15 protein-coding genes are annotated in these 15,204 nt (G+C 69.1%); 7 read left to right on the top strand and 8 right to left on the bottom strand.

Annotation, left to right across the window (positions count from 1 at the left end; all coding sequences use genetic code 11):
- Window positions 1–75: 75 nt before the first annotated feature.
- Both M4960_RS17295 and M4960_RS17300 read right to left on the bottom strand, forming a co-directional pair.
- Window positions 76–774 carry a DUF6882 domain-containing protein gene (locus M4960_RS17295; RefSeq protein ID WP_148058313.1) on the bottom strand — a complete coding sequence of 233 codons (699 nt, stop codon included), beginning with the start codon at window positions 772–774 and terminating at the stop codon, window positions 76–78.
- Between the two features lie 9 nt (window positions 775–783).
- Window positions 784–1,878, bottom strand: coding sequence for a GNAT family N-acetyltransferase (locus M4960_RS17300; protein WP_248704930.1), 1,095 nt, complete (start codon window positions 1,876–1,878; stop codon window positions 784–786).
- A gap of 89 nt (window positions 1,879–1,967) precedes the next feature.
- Between M4960_RS17300 and dcd the strand changes: the two genes are divergently transcribed.
- The 3 genes from dcd to M4960_RS17315 all read left to right on the top strand — a co-directional run bounded on the left by dcd (window position 1,968) and on the right by M4960_RS17315 (window position 3,536).
- Complete coding sequence (gene dcd / locus M4960_RS17305) at window positions 1,968–2,555, top strand: dCTP deaminase (protein ID WP_111085408.1); 588 nt, start codon at window positions 1,968–1,970, stop codon at window positions 2,553–2,555.
- Window positions 2,556–2,676: 121 nt separating this feature from the next.
- Window positions 2,677–3,192, top strand: a complete 516-nt coding sequence (locus tag M4960_RS17310) for a helix-turn-helix domain-containing protein (RefSeq protein ID WP_159570953.1) — start codon at window positions 2,677–2,679, stop codon at window positions 3,190–3,192.
- 11 nt (window positions 3,193–3,203) lie between these two features.
- A complete protein-coding gene (locus tag M4960_RS17315; protein ID WP_194672960.1) occupies window positions 3,204–3,536 on the top strand; it encodes a DUF86 domain-containing protein in 333 nt (110 codons plus the stop codon).
- A 163-nt stretch (window positions 3,537–3,699) separates the two neighbouring features.
- Here the strand turns inward: M4960_RS17315 and M4960_RS17320 are convergent, their stop codons facing one another.
- The 5 genes from M4960_RS17320 to M4960_RS17340 all read right to left on the bottom strand — a co-directional run bounded on the left by M4960_RS17320 (window position 3,700) and on the right by M4960_RS17340 (window position 9,173).
- The gene (locus M4960_RS17320; protein ID WP_123937388.1) at window positions 3,700–4,803 is read right to left on the bottom strand and encodes a sugar-binding protein; all 1,104 of its coding nucleotides are present in this window, start codon (window positions 4,801–4,803) and stop codon (window positions 3,700–3,702) included.
- 52 nt (window positions 4,804–4,855) lie between these two features.
- Entirely contained in the window at window positions 4,856–6,148 is a 1,293-nt protein-coding gene (mmsB, locus tag M4960_RS17325) for a multiple monosaccharide ABC transporter permease (RefSeq protein ID WP_131922147.1), read from the bottom strand.
- Window positions 6,145–7,668, bottom strand: a complete 1,524-nt coding sequence (gene mmsA, locus M4960_RS17330; protein WP_123293834.1) for a multiple monosaccharide ABC transporter ATP-binding protein — start codon at window positions 7,666–7,668, stop codon at window positions 6,145–6,147. The genes mmsB and mmsA overlap by 4 nt, the downstream gene beginning before the upstream one ends.
- Before the next feature lie 367 nt (window positions 7,669–8,035).
- On the bottom strand, window positions 8,036–9,055 hold the full coding sequence (locus tag M4960_RS17335; RefSeq protein WP_248704931.1) for a LacI family DNA-binding transcriptional regulator: 1,020 nt from the start codon (window positions 9,053–9,055) through the stop codon (window positions 8,036–8,038).
- Window positions 9,009–9,173 carry a hypothetical protein gene (locus tag M4960_RS17340; protein ID WP_248704958.1) on the bottom strand — a complete coding sequence of 55 codons (165 nt, stop codon included), beginning with the start codon at window positions 9,171–9,173 and terminating at the stop codon, window positions 9,009–9,011. The genes M4960_RS17335 and M4960_RS17340 overlap by 47 nt, the downstream gene beginning before the upstream one ends.
- A 209-nt stretch (window positions 9,174–9,382) precedes the next feature.
- Here M4960_RS17340 and M4960_RS17345 point away from each other — a divergent pair, with 209 nt between their 5' ends.
- From M4960_RS17345 to M4960_RS17360, 4 genes are read left to right on the top strand one after another with little or no spacing between them, the layout of a single operon-like run.
- Complete coding sequence (locus tag M4960_RS17345; RefSeq protein ID WP_131844744.1) at window positions 9,383–10,666, top strand: nitrate/nitrite transporter; 1,284 nt, start codon at window positions 9,383–9,385, stop codon at window positions 10,664–10,666.
- A 25-nt stretch (window positions 10,667–10,691) separates the two neighbouring features.
- Window positions 10,692–11,468 carry an SDR family oxidoreductase gene (locus M4960_RS17350; RefSeq protein ID WP_131844743.1) on the top strand — a complete coding sequence of 259 codons (777 nt, stop codon included), beginning with the start codon at window positions 10,692–10,694 and terminating at the stop codon, window positions 11,466–11,468.
- A gap of 48 nt (window positions 11,469–11,516) precedes the next feature.
- Complete coding sequence (locus M4960_RS17355; RefSeq protein ID WP_131844742.1) at window positions 11,517–13,034, top strand: FAD-binding oxidoreductase; 1,518 nt, start codon at window positions 11,517–11,519, stop codon at window positions 13,032–13,034.
- Window positions 13,031–14,458 (top strand): FGGY-family carbohydrate kinase, encoded by a 1,428-nt coding sequence (locus M4960_RS17360; RefSeq protein WP_248704932.1) that lies wholly within the window; start codon window positions 13,031–13,033, stop codon window positions 14,456–14,458. The genes M4960_RS17355 and M4960_RS17360 overlap by 4 nt, the downstream gene beginning before the upstream one ends.
- Before the next feature lie 115 nt (window positions 14,459–14,573).
- Here M4960_RS17360 and M4960_RS17365 read toward each other — a convergent pair whose 3' ends face one another.
- Window positions 14,574–15,176, bottom strand: coding sequence for a glycerol-3-phosphate responsive antiterminator (locus tag M4960_RS17365; RefSeq protein ID WP_131844740.1), 603 nt, complete (start codon window positions 15,174–15,176; stop codon window positions 14,574–14,576).
- Window positions 15,177–15,204: the final 28 nt, after the last annotated feature.

The raw sequence follows: 15,204 nt of genomic DNA on the forward strand, positions 1-15,204 counted from the left end.
GACCGCGGACCCTCCATGGTAGGCGGGTCGGTCTGGAGGCGCAGTGTCAGTCCGCAGCGCGCGCTGCGGTCCGCCTCAGGCTCGCGCCGACGACCCCTGCAGGTCGCGGATCCGGCCCAGTTCGTCGAAGTCGACCGTGATGGTCCCGTCCGCCAACGTCAGCGTGCGCCCGTCCCAGGGGACACCGCGGAGCGACGCCCAGCTCCCCACAGCGCGGCGGTGGTCGTGCACCTCGGTCGTCTGCAGGCCCTCACCGAAGACCCGGACCATCCGGGGGACCGTCGGTGGCGCGAACAGCAGGCCCTCGAACAGCACCCAGAGGCGGGAGCCTCCGCCGACGTGCCCGCCGAAGCCGAACCACGAACCCGTCGCCAGCCGTGCCGCGATCGACATGTCCCACGCGAACTCGTACCCGGCGTCTGCGGCGTCGGCCTGCCGGTGCTCGCCGAACGGGACCTCGCCCTGCACGAGTTCCGGGATGCCGAGCCGTTCGCCCAGCGCGCGGGTGGCGTTCGCGGCGGCGAGCACCGACGCTGGGTACTGCGACGGGTTCGCCCAGCCCCAGAGCCAGCTGCGCGGCCCCGGTGCGGCCGACCCCAGGAGCTGGATCCGGAACTCGCCCGGGTGCGGTCCGACGAACTGCAGGGTGCCGGCGGCGAGGTCGACGTTCCAGCGTTCGTGGTCGTCGTACAAGTCTGCGAGCTGCAGCTGCGCCTCCCAGGCCAGGAAGACCCCGTCGCTGACCAGATCGTCCATCCCCCGTGAGCGCGCCATGGGGGAACCCTACGCCGGGCGGTGTTCCCAGATCCCCTCGCTGCCGACGCCCACGAACCCGACGGCCTCGTTCACGTCGAGCATCGGGCGGTTCTCCTCGGCGTTGAACGTGATGATCGACGGGTGCCCCGGGTGGTCGCGCTCGATCGTCTCGATCCCGACGACCTTGAGCAGCCACCCGAGCCGGTGCCCCCGGTGCTCGCGCAGCACGAGGGTGTCGCCCTGCATCACGGGCTGGGCCACGGGCCCCGGGACGGCGAGCTGGGTGAAGCCGACGAGTCCGCCGGACGACACGTCCTCCACGGCGACGGTGCGCATGGTGCGCGGGCCGTCGTCGAGGTGCTGCTCGTGCGTCCGGAGCCGGTCGATCGTCCAGGCGTCCTCGGGCTCGGCCATGTCGCCGGCCGGGGCATCGGTGCTCATCCGGGTCAGGAGGAGTGCGACGTCCGCCTGCCACCGGGGCGGAGTCGGGCCGGCCCAGGTGTGCACGCGGTACCGGTCGGCCGCCGCCCGCGTCGCCGCCGCGCGGACGCCGGAGAGCGCATCGGGGTCGGCCGGGAGCTCCAGACGGCTGATCCGGTTCACCTGCCCGAACCGCCACCCCCGGCTCGTCAGGAACCGGGCTCCGGGTTCGTCCTCGGGCACGACGCCGAACCCGGTCGGTGCACGGAGGTACCCGGGGCCCGCTGCGGGGCCGACCTGCCGTGACACGGCGTACGTCTTCCACTGCGTGCGGCCCTGCTGCCTCGCGACCGCTTCGACGTGCTCGGCCAGGAGCGTGCCGATGCCACGGCGCCGGTGCTCGGGCGCCACGCTGACCGCCATCCAGCAGTTCGGGGCGTCCGCGACCGCCTTCGATTCGTACGAGCCGGCCCCCACCGCGGCCCCCTCGTCGTCACGGACCAGGAACAGTCGGCTGGGCGCGTCGGGGTCGATCAGGTACGGCAGTTGTTCCTCGGGCGTCCAGAGCAGTTCCGGCAGTCCGGTGATCGACACCTCGGCGCGGTTCTGCACGTCGACCCACTCGCGGAACGCCCGCACGGTCCCCGGGCCGTCGTCCATCGTGGCGGGGACCACGAGTTCGTGGACGGTGTACGCGGTCATGTCGGTTCCTCCCAGCGGTGCGAGGCTGCCCGGCCCCGGACAGCCTCGCAGCATATCGGCGGGGGTCCGCTGCCGCTAGGCTGCACGGCGTGCTGCTCTCCGATCGCGACATCACCGCCCAGCTCGCCGAGGGCCGGATCGGTCTCGACCCCCACGACGCCTCGCTCGTCCAGCCGTCGAGCATCGACGTCCGGCTCGACAAGTTCTTCCGGCTGTTCGACAACCACAAGTACCCGCACATCGACCCGGCGGTCGACCAGCCCGACCTGACCCGGCTGGTCGAGACCGACCCGGACGAGGCCTTCGTGCTGCACCCCGGCGAGTTCGTGCTCGGCTCGACGTACGAGGTCGTCACGTTGCCCGACGACATCGCCGCACGGCTCGAGGGCAAGAGCTCGCTCGGACGCCTCGGCCTGCTGACCCACTCGACCGCGGGGTTCATCGACCCCGGGTTCTCCGGCCACGTGACGCTCGAGCTGTCGAACGTCGCGACGCTGCCGATCAAGCTCTGGCCCGGCATGAAGATCGGGCAGCTGTGCTTCTTCCAGCTGTCCAGTCCCGCCGACAAGCCGTACGGCTCGGCCGAGTACCAGTCGCGGTACCAGGGTCAGCGTGGGCCGACCCCGTCCCGCTCGGCGCAGAACTTCCACCGCGCGGACGTCTCAGCGCGCCCCTGACCGCGGTCCACCCGACCCGGAACGACGTCATCGACGTCGTGCGACATCGATGACGTCGTTCCGGGTCGACACCGCGCGTCATCCAGCGGACGAAATGTCGCATGCTGTGTATCGTTGCAGCATGTCCGCAGTCCCTCCACGTCCGATGCCGACGGTGTCGGCGGCCGCGCTCATCCGTGACGCCCGTGACCGCGCCGAACTGACGCAGGTGCAGCTCGCCCGGCGGGCCGGCGTCACGCAGAGCGTCATCAGCACATACGAGAACGGTCGCCGCGAACCCTCGCTCGCCGCACTCCAGCGCATGCTCCGGGCCGCGGGCTTCACCACGTCGATCGACCTGCTCCCGGTCGAGGACCCACCGCCCCTCCGCGAACGCGTCGCCGCAGCACGGCACGACCTCGTCGCCGTCGTGGAGCGGTTCGGCGGCCGCAACCCGCGGTTGTTCGGCAGCGTCGCCCGCGGGGAGGACGGCCCGGGCAGCGACGTCGACCTGATGATCGACGTCGACGCCGGGCTCGGCATCTTCGCGCTCATGCGCATCCAGGACGGCGCCGAGCGACTGCTCGGCGTGCGCGTCGACGTCGTGGACGCCGCCGGCATGAGCCCCGAGGTCGTCCGACGCGCGGTGCCGCTGTGAGCCAAGAACCGGTGACCCCCCGGCTGGTCGGCGATCGACTCGACGACGTCATCGGTGCGTGCGAGGCCATCGGCCGGTACGTCGGCGACGAGCGGCTGCCCGAGGACCTGGTGCACGACGCCGTCCGGATGCGGCTGGTCGAGATCGGCGAGGCGGTCCGTGTCCTGCCGAGCACCGTCACCGCGAGCGAGCCGGACATCCCGTGGTCGCGGGTGTCCGACCTCGGCGACCGGCTGACCCGGCGCTACTTCGACACCACCCGCGCGGTGGTGTTCGGCACGGCCCACACGGACGTGCCGCACCTGGCCGACGCGGCGCGGCGGTTGCGCGCGACCCGGCCCTGACCCGGCGGGTCGCGCGGGCACCGGACGTGCGTGCACGGCGGACGGGAGGCACGGATCACGACGTGCCCCGGGCCTCCCGTCCGGCCGTGGCCTGCCCCACGACGACGCAGGACGGCCCCGTCTCGCCGAGGCGAGACGGGGCCGTCCGTGTGAGCGGGGGAGATCAGCCCTTCTTGGCGAGCTCCTCGAGGGTGTCGTTGCCCTTGTAGGCCTCGACCGCGTTGTCCTTCGTGACCAGGATCGGCGTCAGCTCGACGGCCGGGACGACCTTCGAACCGTTGTCGTTGTTCTTGTCCTTGGTCGTCTTCGGGGTCTTGCCGTCGGCGAGGTCGGACACCAGGTCGATGGCCGCCTGGGCCTCCTCCGTGGTGTTCTTGTAGATCGTCGAGTACTGCGTGCCCTTCATGATGAGCGGGATCGAAGCGGTCTCCGAGTCCTGCCCGGTCACGACGGGGTTGTCCTTGCCGGCGGCCTTGGTCGCGGTGAGGATCGCACGGGCGAGGGTGTCGTTCGGCGACAGGACGCCGTCGAGCTTGGTGTCACCCGTGTAGTACTGGGCCAGCAGGTCGGTCATGCGCGACTGGGCCTTCTGCGCGAGCCAGCCCTGCGTGTTCACCTTGGCGAACGTGGTCTGACCCGAGACGACCTTGAGCGTGCCGTCGTCGATCTTCGGCTGCAGGACGTCCATCGCACCGTTGAAGAACACGGTGGCGTTGGCGTCGTCCGGCGAACCGGCGAAGAGTTCGACGTTGTACGGTCCGTCGCCCTTCTTCTCCTCGAGGCCCTTGAGCAGTGCCTGGGCCTGCAGCTGGCCGACCTTGAAGTTGTTGAACGCGACGTAGTAGTCGACGTTCTTCGTGTTCAGGATGTTGCGGTCCCAGGCGATGACGGTCGTGCCCTGGGCCTTGGCGGCCTTGACCTGCGAGCCGAGCTGCGAACCGTCGGCAGCACCGATGATGATCGCCTTCGCGCCCTTGGTGACCATGCCCGAGATCTGCGACTGCTGGTCGGGGACCGGGTTGCCGGCGTTGGCGTACTGGATGTCGGCCTTGAAGCCGGCGTCCTCAATCGACTTCTTGAACGCGGCGCCCGCGAGCACCCAGTTCTGCGAGGTCTTGGCCGGCAGGGCGACGCCGATGAGGTCGCCCTTCTTGATGGACGAGCCGGAGCCGTCGCCCGAGTCGGAGGTGCCACGAGCCGAGCAGCCGCTGAGGGCCAGGCCCGCGACGAGTGCCAGACCGATGCCGGCGATGAGCTTCTTGCGCATGAGAGTGCTTTCTCTTCGTTGAGGTGGTGGTGCTGTGAGGGGAAGGGTTGGACTAGGGGAGGGTGATCTTGTCGGGCTGGTCCTCGATCGAGCGCGGCTGCTGCTGGGCCGCGGGGACCTCGGCTGCGTCCTTGCGCTGGAACTGCCGCATCATGCCGCCGATGAGCGATGGGCGGCCCTGCGACTTCGAGTAGACGTCGAAGGCGACGGCGATGAGGAGCACGAGACCACGGATGATCTGGACCTTGTTGGACTCGATGCCCATCAGCTGCAGACCGTTCGACAGCAGCGCCATCACGAGGCCACCGATGATGGAGCCGGAGATGGTGCCGATGCCACCGGCGACCGCTGCACCACCGACGAACACGGCGGCGATCGCGTCGAGCTCCCAGCCGGTGCCGTCCGCGGGGCCCGAGGCGTTCGAGTAACCGACGAACACCATGCCGGCGATCGCGGCGAGGACCGACATGTTCGCCATGACGAAGAAGTTCACCTTGCGGGCGCTGACGCCGGACAGGACGGCGGCGCTGGAGTTGCCACCGACCGCGTAGACCTGGCGACCGAAGATCGTGTTCTTCGTGATGAAGCCGTAGACGATGGTCAGGACACCGAGGATGATCGCGACGATCGGGATCGACGTGCCGACCGGGCCGGCGCCGAACAGGTACGTGGCGACGAGGGTGACGGCGACCAGGATGCCGGTGCGGACGACGGAGACCCACAGCGGCGGGACCTCGGCCTGCATCTTGCGGCGACGCGAGCGACCGCGGACCTCGACGATGATCAGGACGGCGATGGTCACGGCACCGATCAGCAGCGTGCCGTTCGAGAACCCGAAGTCGGGGCCGAAGTCACCGAGGAAGCCGGAGCCGATGGTGTTGTAGCCGTCCGGCGTCGGGACCGAGGTGGACGCACCGATGATCTGGTTCGCACCGCGGAAGATGAGCTGGCCGGCCAGGGTCACGATGAAGGCCGGGACCTTCACGAACGCCACCCAGAAGCCCTGCCATGCACCGACGAGCGCACCGACGACCAGGCCGAGCACGATCGCCAGCCAGACCGGGAAGTGCCAGACCGACATCGACTGGGCGACGATGATGCCGACGAACGCCGCCACCGATCCGACGGACAGGTCGATGTGGCCCGCGATGATCACCATGACCATCCCCAGCGCGAGGATGAGGATGTAGGAGTACTGCAGGAACAGGTTGATCACGTTGGTGGGCTCGAGGATGAGCCCGTCCGTCGTGAACCAGAAGAAGATGACGATCGCGACGAGGGCGATGATCATGCCGTACTGGCCGATCGAGTTGCCCTTGCCGAAGAGCAGTTTCAGGTTGTTCATGAGACGGGAGCGCCCTTCCGCGCGGAGGTCATGCTGCGCATGAGCGTTTCTGGATCGGCCTGGTCCGCGGGGACGTCGGCCGTGATCTGGCCCTCGAAGATCGTGTAGATGCGATCGGAGAGGCCGAGGAGTTCGGGGAGCTCGGAGGAGATCAGGATGATGCCCTTCCCCTGTGCTGCGAGCTGCTGGATGATGCCGTAGATCTCGAACTTCGCGCCCACGTCGATGCCACGGGTCGGTTCGTCGAGGATGAGGATGTCCGGGTCGGTGAACATCCACTTGGACAGGACGACCTTCTGCTGGTTCCCGCCGGAGAGCTTCCCGACGTTCTCCTCGACGCTCGGCACCTTGGTGCGGAGCATCTTCCGGTACTTCTCGGCGACGTCGTACTCCTCGATGGAGTCGACGACGCCGCCCTTCGAGATCTTCTGCAGATCGGCGGAGACGGTGGACCGCTTCACGGTGTCGAGCAGGTTGAGGCCGAGGGCCTTGCGGTCCTCGGAGACGTAGCCCATGCCGTTCTGGATCGCCTGCTGGACGTTCGTGACCTTGATCTCGTGGCCGTCCTTGATGATCTCGCCGCCGAGCCAGGTGCCGTAGGAGCGACCGAACAGGCTCATCGCGAGCTCGGTGCGGCCGGCGCCCATCAGGCCCGCGAAGCCGACGATCTCGCCACGCTTGACGTGGAAGTTCGAGCCCTTGCAGACCAGGCGGCTGGCGTCGAGCGGGTGCTGCACGGTCCAGTCGCGGACCTCGAAGAAGGTCTCGCCGATCTTCGGGGTGCGGTCCGGGAACCGGCTCTCGAGCGACCGGCCGACCATGCCGCGGATGATGCGGTCCTCGTTGACGCCGTCGCCCTTGACGTTCAGCGTCTCGATGGTCTTGCCGTCACGGATGATCGTGATCTCGTCGGCGATCTGCTCGATCTCGTTGAGCTTGTGGCTGATGATGATGCTCGAGATGCCCTTGGCCTTCAGCCCGACGATCAGGTCGAGCAGGTGCTGCGAGTCGTTCTCGTTCAGGGCCGCGGTCGGCTCGTCGAGGATGAGGAGCTTGACGTCCTTGTGCAGGGCCTTCGCGATCTCGACCAGCTGCTGCTTGCCGACACCGATGTTCTTGATCTGGGTGTCCGGGTCGTCGGCCAGGCCGACGCGGGCGAGCAGGTCCTGCGCACGGAGCTGGGCGCTCGTCCAGTCGATCACGCCGAACTTGCCGGGCTCGTTGCCGAGGAACAGGTTCTCGGTGATCGAGAGCTCCGGGATCAGCGCGAGCTCCTGGTGGATGATCACGATGCCGGCCTGCTCGGACTGCTTGATGTCCTTGAAGCGGACCTCTTCGCCCTCGTAGACGATCTCGCCGTCGTAGGTGCCGTAGGGGTAGACGCCCGACAGGACCTTCATCAGGGTCGACTTGCCGGCACCGTTCTCGCCGCAGATCGCGTGGATCTCGCCAGCGCGGACGTTGAGGGAGACCTCGGACAGCGCCTTGACACCAGGGAACTCCTTGGTGATCGAGCGCATCTCGAGGATGGTCTCGGGTGCGGTGATCGACCGGGTCTCGAGGCCGGTGTCGATCGGGGTTGACGCCACAGTGCATCTCCTTCTGCCGCTGCGATGCGGCAGTTGTTCGGGTGGTTCTGCTGCGGCAGCGAAAGGGCGCAGGTGGCCTGCGTGGACTTCGTTGTCGCGTCCGGTGTCCCGCTGGTGTGACGCTCATGTGAACGGTCACATCGGCTGGACGGAGGTAATTTACGCACAGCCCCGGTGCGGCTGTCAATTCGGATTGGTCGCGTTTTCGTAACGGCCTGCGTGATCCCGCACGAACGCCCCCCGGACGGGAGGCACGGTGCCGGTCCGACCCGCGTCCTGCGGATCGACGGTGGTCGCGTCACCGACCGCGCGGGGCCCCCGTGGACGCGCGCACGACGAGCTGCGGGACGATGTCGATCGGGCGGAGCAGCTCGTCCTCGCCGGGGAGGAGCAGGTCGACGCAGCGGCGGCCGAGCTCGGCGAAGTCGACCTGCACCGTGGTGAGGGGCGGCCAGTAGTGCTTCGCCTCGGGGATGTCGTCGTAGCCGACCACCGACAGGTCGCCCGGCACGTCCAGCCCGTAGGAGCGCGCCGCGTGCATGACGCCCAGGGCCATCTGGTCGTTCGAGCAGAACACCGCGGTGCAGTCCCGCCACCGCAGGAGTTCACGGCCGGCGTGGTAGCCGAAGTCCGCCGTCCAGTCACCCAGGATCGGCGGGACGACGGGCATGTCGCGGTCCGACATGGCGCGCAGGAAGCCCTGCATGCGGGCGTCCGCCTCGATCCAGTCCTGCGGGCCGGCGATGTGCCGGATGTACTCGTGGCCCAGGTCGAGCAGGTGCTCGGTCGCGAGTCTCGCGCCCTCCATCTGGTCGACCCACAGGGCCGTCGGGTCCTCGCCGACACTGGCCCGCATCGTCACGTACGGCGTGCGGATGCCGAGTTCCTCGATCAGGTCGAACACCCGCTGCTGGGGTGCGATGACGACGATGCCCTCGACGTCCAGGTCGAGCAGGTGCCCGAGCCCCTCGCGCACGGCGGTGTCGGTCGCCTCGGCGATGTTCGCCGTCGTCACCGAGTACCCGCGCAGCATCGCCGCGTCCTCGATCGCCTGCAGTGCGACCGCCGGGCCGTAGTGGGCGCGCCGGGCGGTCAGAACGCCGATCGTGTGGGTCCTGCTCGTGACGAGGGCCCGCGCCGCACGGTTCGGCCGGTACTGCAGCTGCTCCATCGCCGCCAGCACCTTGTCGCGCGTGGCGTCGCGGATGGCGTCGGAGTTGTTCAGCACCCGCGACACGGTCTGGTGGGAGACGCCCGCGATCCGTGCGACGTCACGGATGCTGGGCGAACGCGGTTGCTGTGCCCGCGATGACGCCATTGCTGCTCGTTTCCGCCCGGGGCCGTGGCACGTCGATGTGCACGTTCACATTCCGGGCCAGATCATTATGCACGTCCGGAGCATCCGTGCCACCTGAGTTGTGCTGGCGGATGATCATGGGTTACGGTTCACGTCGTATCCGGCATATCGCGTGGGCCGGATCGGACAACTGCAGATCGGCCGTCCCACCCGAGGGACGGCAGTCGCTCCAGACCTCAGAGAACAGCGACACCCGCAGCGCACCGGCGCTGGGGTGTCGCTGTTCTTTTTTTGTGCCCGGAACCCCCTCCCCCGACCCGATCCGACCCACACCACGAAGGAGTGGTCTTGACCAAGTCCCGCAGACTGCTGAGCTTCATCGTCCTGTCCATGACCGGCGGCGTGATCTTCCAGGTCGCGTACATCCGGTTCGTGTTCCTCGCGGACACCGCGCATGCGCTCGACCTCACGATCCAGCGCTACGGCGAGATCACCTCGGTGTTCGGCGCCGTCGCCGTGCTCATGTACTTCTGCGGCGGGTGGTTCGCCGACCGCTTCTCACCGAAGGCCCTCATCGTGGTCGCGCTGGCCGGCATGGGTGTCGTCGACCTCTGGCTCGCGACGGTGCCGGACGAGACCGGGATCGTCGTCGCCCACGTGCTCATGGCCGTGCTCGGCATGGGGCTGTACTGGTCGTCGCTCGTCAAGCTCATCTCGATGCTCGGCTCGGCGGACGAGCAGGGCAAGCTGTTCGGCTGGCTCGAGGGCGTCCGCGGCATCACGTCCACGATCGTGGGCTTCATCGGCGCCGGCATCGTCGCCGCGGCGATCGCCGACACCGGCGGGGTGCTCTGGGTGATGCGCATCTACGGCGTGCTCTGCCTCGTGTTCGCCGGCCTGGTCCTGCTCGTCGTCCGCACGGACCGCGATGCCCTGGGCCAGGTCGGCCGACAGACGGTCACGCTCCGCGAACTCGGCGCCGCCGCACGCAACAAGTACACGTGGCTCATCGGATCCTCGATCATGCTGATGTACTGCTTCTACACGCTGCTCGGCTACCTCACGCCGCTACTGCAGAACGGGTTCGCCGTGCCCGTCGTGCTCCTCGGCGCGATCGGCGTCATCCGCACCTACGTGTTCCAGATCGTCGGCGGCCCGGTCGGCGGCGTGCTCGTCGACCGGTGGACGAAGTCCTCGCCGGCGTTCCTCCGGTGGACGTTCGTCGTCGCGGCCGTCAGCGCCGCCGGCTTCCTCCTGCTGCCGCAGGACCCCGCCCTGGTGTGGGTCGCCGTCGCGCTCATGATCGTGATGTGCCTCGCGGTGTTCACTTCGCGCGGCGTCTACTGGGCGCAGATCGGCGAGGTCGAGGTCCCGCTCGCCCAGCGCGGCGGCGTGATCGGGCTGGCCTCGGGCATCGCCTACCTGCCGGACGCGTTCCTGCCTGCCCTCGGCGCCTGGTGGGTCGGGGACCCGGCGAACGGCGTCCCCTCGCAGGGCGGCGGGTACACGACCATGTTCGCCGTCCTGCTCGGCGCGGCCGTCCTCGGCTTCCTCCTCACCACCCTCACCATGCGCGTCCGCGCGCGAGACCTCCGGAACCACACGGCGCCCGACGTGGCCGTCGTCGCCTGAAGCACCACGAAAGGACCCCACACCCATGGACATCCGCGACTTCTCGATGGACCTGTTCAGCCTCGCCGGCAAGCGGGCGATCGTCACCGGCGGCAACTCCGGCCTCGGGCAGGCGTTCTCGCTGGCTCTCGCCAAGGCCGGCGCCGACGTCTTCGTGCCGAGCGTGGTCGACGACGACGGCACGACCCGGGCGCTCGTCGAGGGCGAGGGCCGACGGTACGAGTTCCTCGAGGTCGACCTCACCGCGGCGGACGCCCCGCAACGGATCGTGGACGCCTGCGTGGAGCGACTCGGCGGCGTCGACGTGCTGGTGAACTCGGCCGGCATCTGCCTGCTCGACGACGTCGACGCGTTCGACCGCGCGAAGTGGGACCCGATGGTCGCGGTCAACCTCACCGCGCCGTTCGCCCTCGGGCACGCGGTCGCGAAGCACTTCGTCGCGCAGGGCTCCGGCAAGATCATCAACATCGCGTCGCTGTTCGCGTTCCTCGGCGGCCAGTGGTCGCCCGCGTACGCCGCGACCAAGCACGGCATCGTCGGCTTCACGAAGGCGTACTGCGACGAACTCGCGCAGCACAACGTGCAGGTCAACGCGATCGCTCCGGGGTACTTCGCCACGAAGATCACCGAGCAGACCCGGTCCAACCCGGAGACGAACCAGCGCGTCCTCGACCACATCCCGGCCGGGCGCTGGGGTGACGTCGCCGACCTCATGGGCGCGACGGTCTTCCTCTCTTCGCGCGCCTCCGACTACGTGAACGGCCACACCCTGACCGTCGACGGCGGATACCTCGTCCGCTAGTCGCCCGACCAGCGCTCCGACCCACACCAACGAAAGGCAACCCTTCGCATGATCGACTCGATCGCCACCCTCGACCGCTCCGAGATCCTCGCGCGCCTCGCCGAGATCGTCCGACCTGAGCAGATCGACACCGACGAACAGCACCTCAAGGACGCCAGCGTCGACCGGTTCAAGAAGTACCAGTCGGTGCACGGGATCTACGACGCGCCCGCCCCGGTCGCCATCGTGAACGCCGAGTCCACCGAGGACGTCGCCGCGATCCTGGTGTTCGCGAACGACAACCTGATCAACATCGTCCCGCGCACGGGCCGGACCGGCACCGAGGGTGGCCTCGAGACGAGCGTGGTCGACACGATCGTGCTGGACTGCTCGCGCATGGACGCCGTGCTGAACGTCGATCCCGAGAACATGCAGGTGACGGTGCAGGCGGGCGTGCCGCTCCAGCGCCTCGAGGACGAGCTCCGCCTGCAGGGCCTGACCACCGGTCACTCGCCGCAGTCCAAGCCGTTGGCCCAGTACGGCGGGCTCGTCGCGACCCGGTCCATCGGCCAGTTCTCCACGCTGTACGGCGCCATCGAGGACATGGTCGTCGGGCTCGAGGCCGTCTTCCCCGGTGGTGATGTCCGCCGCATCAAGGCCGTCCCGCGCCGTTCCGCCGGCCCGGACATCCGCCACGTCGTCATCGGCAACGAGGGCGCGCTCTGCGTCATCACCGAGGTCACGATCAAGGTGTTCAAGTACCAGCCGGAGAACAACGAGTTCCACGGTGCGCTCGTCGACGACATGCGCACCGGCATCGCGATCCTGCGCGAGGTCATCACGAACGGATTCCACCCCTCCGTCGTGCGCCTGTACTCGCCGGAGGACGCGAACCAGCACTTCTCGCACTTCTCGAAGGACAAGTGCGTCGTGGTGTTCGTCGCCGAGGGCCCGGCCGGCATCGTGCGTGCCACCTCCGAGGAGATCCAGCGCGTCCTCGACCAGCACCAGCACGAGAAGGTCGACCCGGCGCTCATCGAGGCCTGGTTCGACAACCTCAACTGGGGGCAGGACAAGATCGACGCCGAGAAGGCGGTGATGCTGCAGGACCGCCAGCTCGGCTACACGACCGAGATCTCCGCCGACTGGTCCGCCGTCGGCGACGTGTACGACGCGGTCATCGCCCGTATCCGCGACGAGTACCCGCACGCCGAGGACCTCACGATGCTCGGCGGTCACTCGTCGCACAGCTACCAGACCGGCACGAACATGTACTTCGTGTACGACTACCGGATCGACTGCTCCCCGGAGGAGGAGATCGAGAAGTACCACATCCCGCTCAACGCGATCATCGTCGAGGAGGCCCTGCGTCACGGTGGCTCGATGGTCCACCACCACGGCGTCGGCAAGTACCGCACCCCGTGGGTCGAGGAGGAGCACGGCTCCGCGTTCGCGATCATGCAGGGGCTCAAGGCGCAGTTCGACCCGAAGGGCATCATGAACAAGGGCACGATCTTCCCTGCACCCGGAGCGATCCAGTCGGCCGCTGAGCACCCCGACACGCGATTCGGAGCCACGGGCGCATGACTCGCTACCTCGTCGGCATCGACAACGGCTCGCAGTCGTCGAAGGTCACGGTCTTCGACGAGCGGGGCGTCGTCGTCGCCGAGGGGCGCGTGCCGCTGCGGCCGAACCACACACCGGCGCCCGGCGTGGTCGAGCATCCGGACGACGACCTCTGGGACTCCGTCGCGGCGGCGTGCCGCATCGCGATGGCGGCCTTCCGCGGGGACCCGTCCGAGATCGTCGGCGTCGGGCTCTGCACCATCCGGTTCTGCCGAGCGGTGCTGCGCGCCGACGGGTCGCTCGCCCAGCCGGTGATGAGCTGGATGGACGCCCGCGTCGGGCAGCCGTTCACGGCCGAGCACGACGACGTGGCGTACGTCACCACCTCCTCGGGTTACGTCGGTCACCGGCTCACGGGCGCGTTCCGCGACACCGCCGCCAACTACCAGGGCATGTGGCCGATCGACACCGACACCTGGCGCTGGACGACCGACGACGCCGCGTATGCCGCAACGGGCATGCAGCGGTCGCAGCTCCTCGAGCTCGTCGACCCGGGCGAGGTACTCGGCACCGTGACGGCCGCTGCGAGCGAGGCGACGGGCCTGCCGGTCGGACTGCCAGTGGTCGCGACGGCCAACGACAAGGCGGTGGAGGCCCTCGGCTGCGGGCTCCTCGACCCGACCACCCTGCTCGTGTCGCTCGGCACGTACATCGCCGGCATGTCCGTCGGTGAGCGGAACACCGCCGGCGGGACCGACTTCTGGACCAACTTCGGTGCGGAACCGGGCCGGTACCTGTACGAGTCCGGCGGCATCCGCCGCGGCATGTGGACGGTGAGCTGGTTCCGCGATCTGCTCGGGCCGGACTACGCCGCCGCGGCCGAGTCCGCGGGGGAGCGGGCCGAGGACCGGCTGAACCGCGAGGCCGCCGCGGTCGCTGCCGGTTCCGACGGGCTCCTCACGGTGCTCGACTGGCTCGCGCCGGCGGACGCAGCGTTCCGGAAGGGGTCGATCCTCGGCTTCGACGGACGGCAGGGCCGAGCGCACGTCTACCGGTCGATCCTCGAGGGCATCGCGATGACGATGCGCGACCGCAGCGACGCCATGGCCGCAGAGCTCGGCACGCCGTACGAGCGCGTGGTCGTCTCCGGTGGCGGTTCGTCGTCGGACCTCATGATGCGGGTGATGGCGGACGTCTTCCAGACACCGGCCATCCGCATCGTGGGCGACAGCGCCGCCGGGCGCGGGGCCGCGATCTGCGCCGCCGTCGCGACGGGTGTGCACCCGTCGTTCGCCGCGGCGGCCGAGGCGATGGTCGTCGAGCGGGACCGGTTCGCGCCGGACCCGTCGACCGCGACGGTCTACGACGCGCTGCGTGCGGTGCACGCCGACGTCACGGCCCACACCGACGAGCTGTACCGGCGGACCGCAGCGATCGTCGGCTGACGGCCGCGGACGTCGAACGCGACAGCCTGGAGGCCCGGTGCCGGTCCACGAGATCGGCACCGGGCCTCCAGGCGGTCACCACTCCCGCCGGTTCGCGGCGAGGACCTGCGTGGGCTCACATGCCCCAGACGTCGCGGTTCGACGAGGCCACGGCGATCGCGCCCGCGCCGAGCGCCGCCATGACGTCCGCCTTGTCGCACACCAGGCCGCCGGCGATGACCGGCACCGTGGTGTCGTCGCGGAGCCACGTGATGACCCGCGGCATGCACCCGGGCAGGATCTCGATCGCGTCGGGCTTCGCCTGCTCGACCACCCGGGGCAGCTGGTGGTACGAGAACGAGTCGACCAGGAAGAACCGTTGGACGGCAACGAGCCCCGCACGCTTGGCGGCGCGGACCAGGTTCGACTTGGTGGAGAGCACCCCGTCGGCGCGGGTGTGCTCGGCGATCCAGGTCACCACGACCTCGCGCGCCGAGAACCCGTCGAGCAGGTCGACGTCCACGAAGACCGTCTTGCCGGCGTCCTTCGCCCGGTCGACGACGTCCGCGACGTCGAGGACGCTGCCGTACAGGACGAACACGACGCCCCGGTCGGAGGCCAGGACCTCGTCGAGCGCCGAGGCGTCCTTCACGCTGGCGATCACCGGGTCGTCGCGGAGTGCTTCGAGCACGGCGGCGGCGCCAGCGCGCGGTGCGGCATCGCGTTCCGTCGTGGTCATACCGACCATTGTCGATGACGCGCCCTGA

Origin of the sequence: Curtobacterium sp. MWU13-2055, from assembly GCF_023242305.1 — a bacterium.
Classification (GTDB): Bacteria; Actinomycetota; Actinomycetes; order Actinomycetales; family Microbacteriaceae; genus Curtobacterium.

Bases quoted from the DNA above. Each gene is read 5' to 3' on its own strand.
- M4960_RS17295 (WP_148058313.1), bottom strand. From the start codon at position 774: ATGGCGCGCTCACGGGGGATGGACGATCTGGTCAGCGACGGGGTCTTC.
- M4960_RS17300 (WP_248704930.1), bottom strand. From the start codon at position 1,878: ATGACCGCGTACACCGTCCACGAACTCGTGGTCCCCGCCACGATGGAC.
- M4960_RS17310 (WP_159570953.1), top strand. From the start codon at position 2,677: ATGTCCGCAGTCCCTCCACGTCCGATGCCGACGGTGTCGGCGGCCGCG.
- M4960_RS17320 (WP_123937388.1), bottom strand. From the start codon at position 4,803: ATGCGCAAGAAGCTCATCGCCGGCATCGGTCTGGCACTCGTCGCGGGC.
- mmsB (WP_131922147.1), bottom strand. From the start codon at position 6,148: ATGAACAACCTGAAACTGCTCTTCGGCAAGGGCAACTCGATCGGCCAG.
- mmsA (WP_123293834.1), bottom strand. From the start codon at position 7,668: ATGCGCTCGATCACCAAGGAGTTCCCTGGTGTCAAGGCGCTGTCCGAG.
- M4960_RS17335 (WP_248704931.1), bottom strand. From the start codon at position 9,055: ATGGCGTCATCGCGGGCACAGCAACCGCGTTCGCCCAGCATCCGTGAC.
- M4960_RS17340 (WP_248704958.1), bottom strand. From the start codon at position 9,173: ATGATCATCCGCCAGCACAACTCAGGTGGCACGGATGCTCCGGACGTG.
- M4960_RS17350 (WP_131844743.1), top strand. From the start codon at position 10,692: ATGGACATCCGCGACTTCTCGATGGACCTGTTCAGCCTCGCCGGCAAG.
- M4960_RS17355 (WP_131844742.1), top strand. From the start codon at position 11,517: ATGATCGACTCGATCGCCACCCTCGACCGCTCCGAGATCCTCGCGCGC.
- M4960_RS17360 (WP_248704932.1), top strand. From the start codon at position 13,031: ATGACTCGCTACCTCGTCGGCATCGACAACGGCTCGCAGTCGTCGAAG.
- M4960_RS17365 (WP_131844740.1), bottom strand. From the start codon at position 15,176: ATGACCACGACGGAACGCGATGCCGCACCGCGCGCTGGCGCCGCCGCC.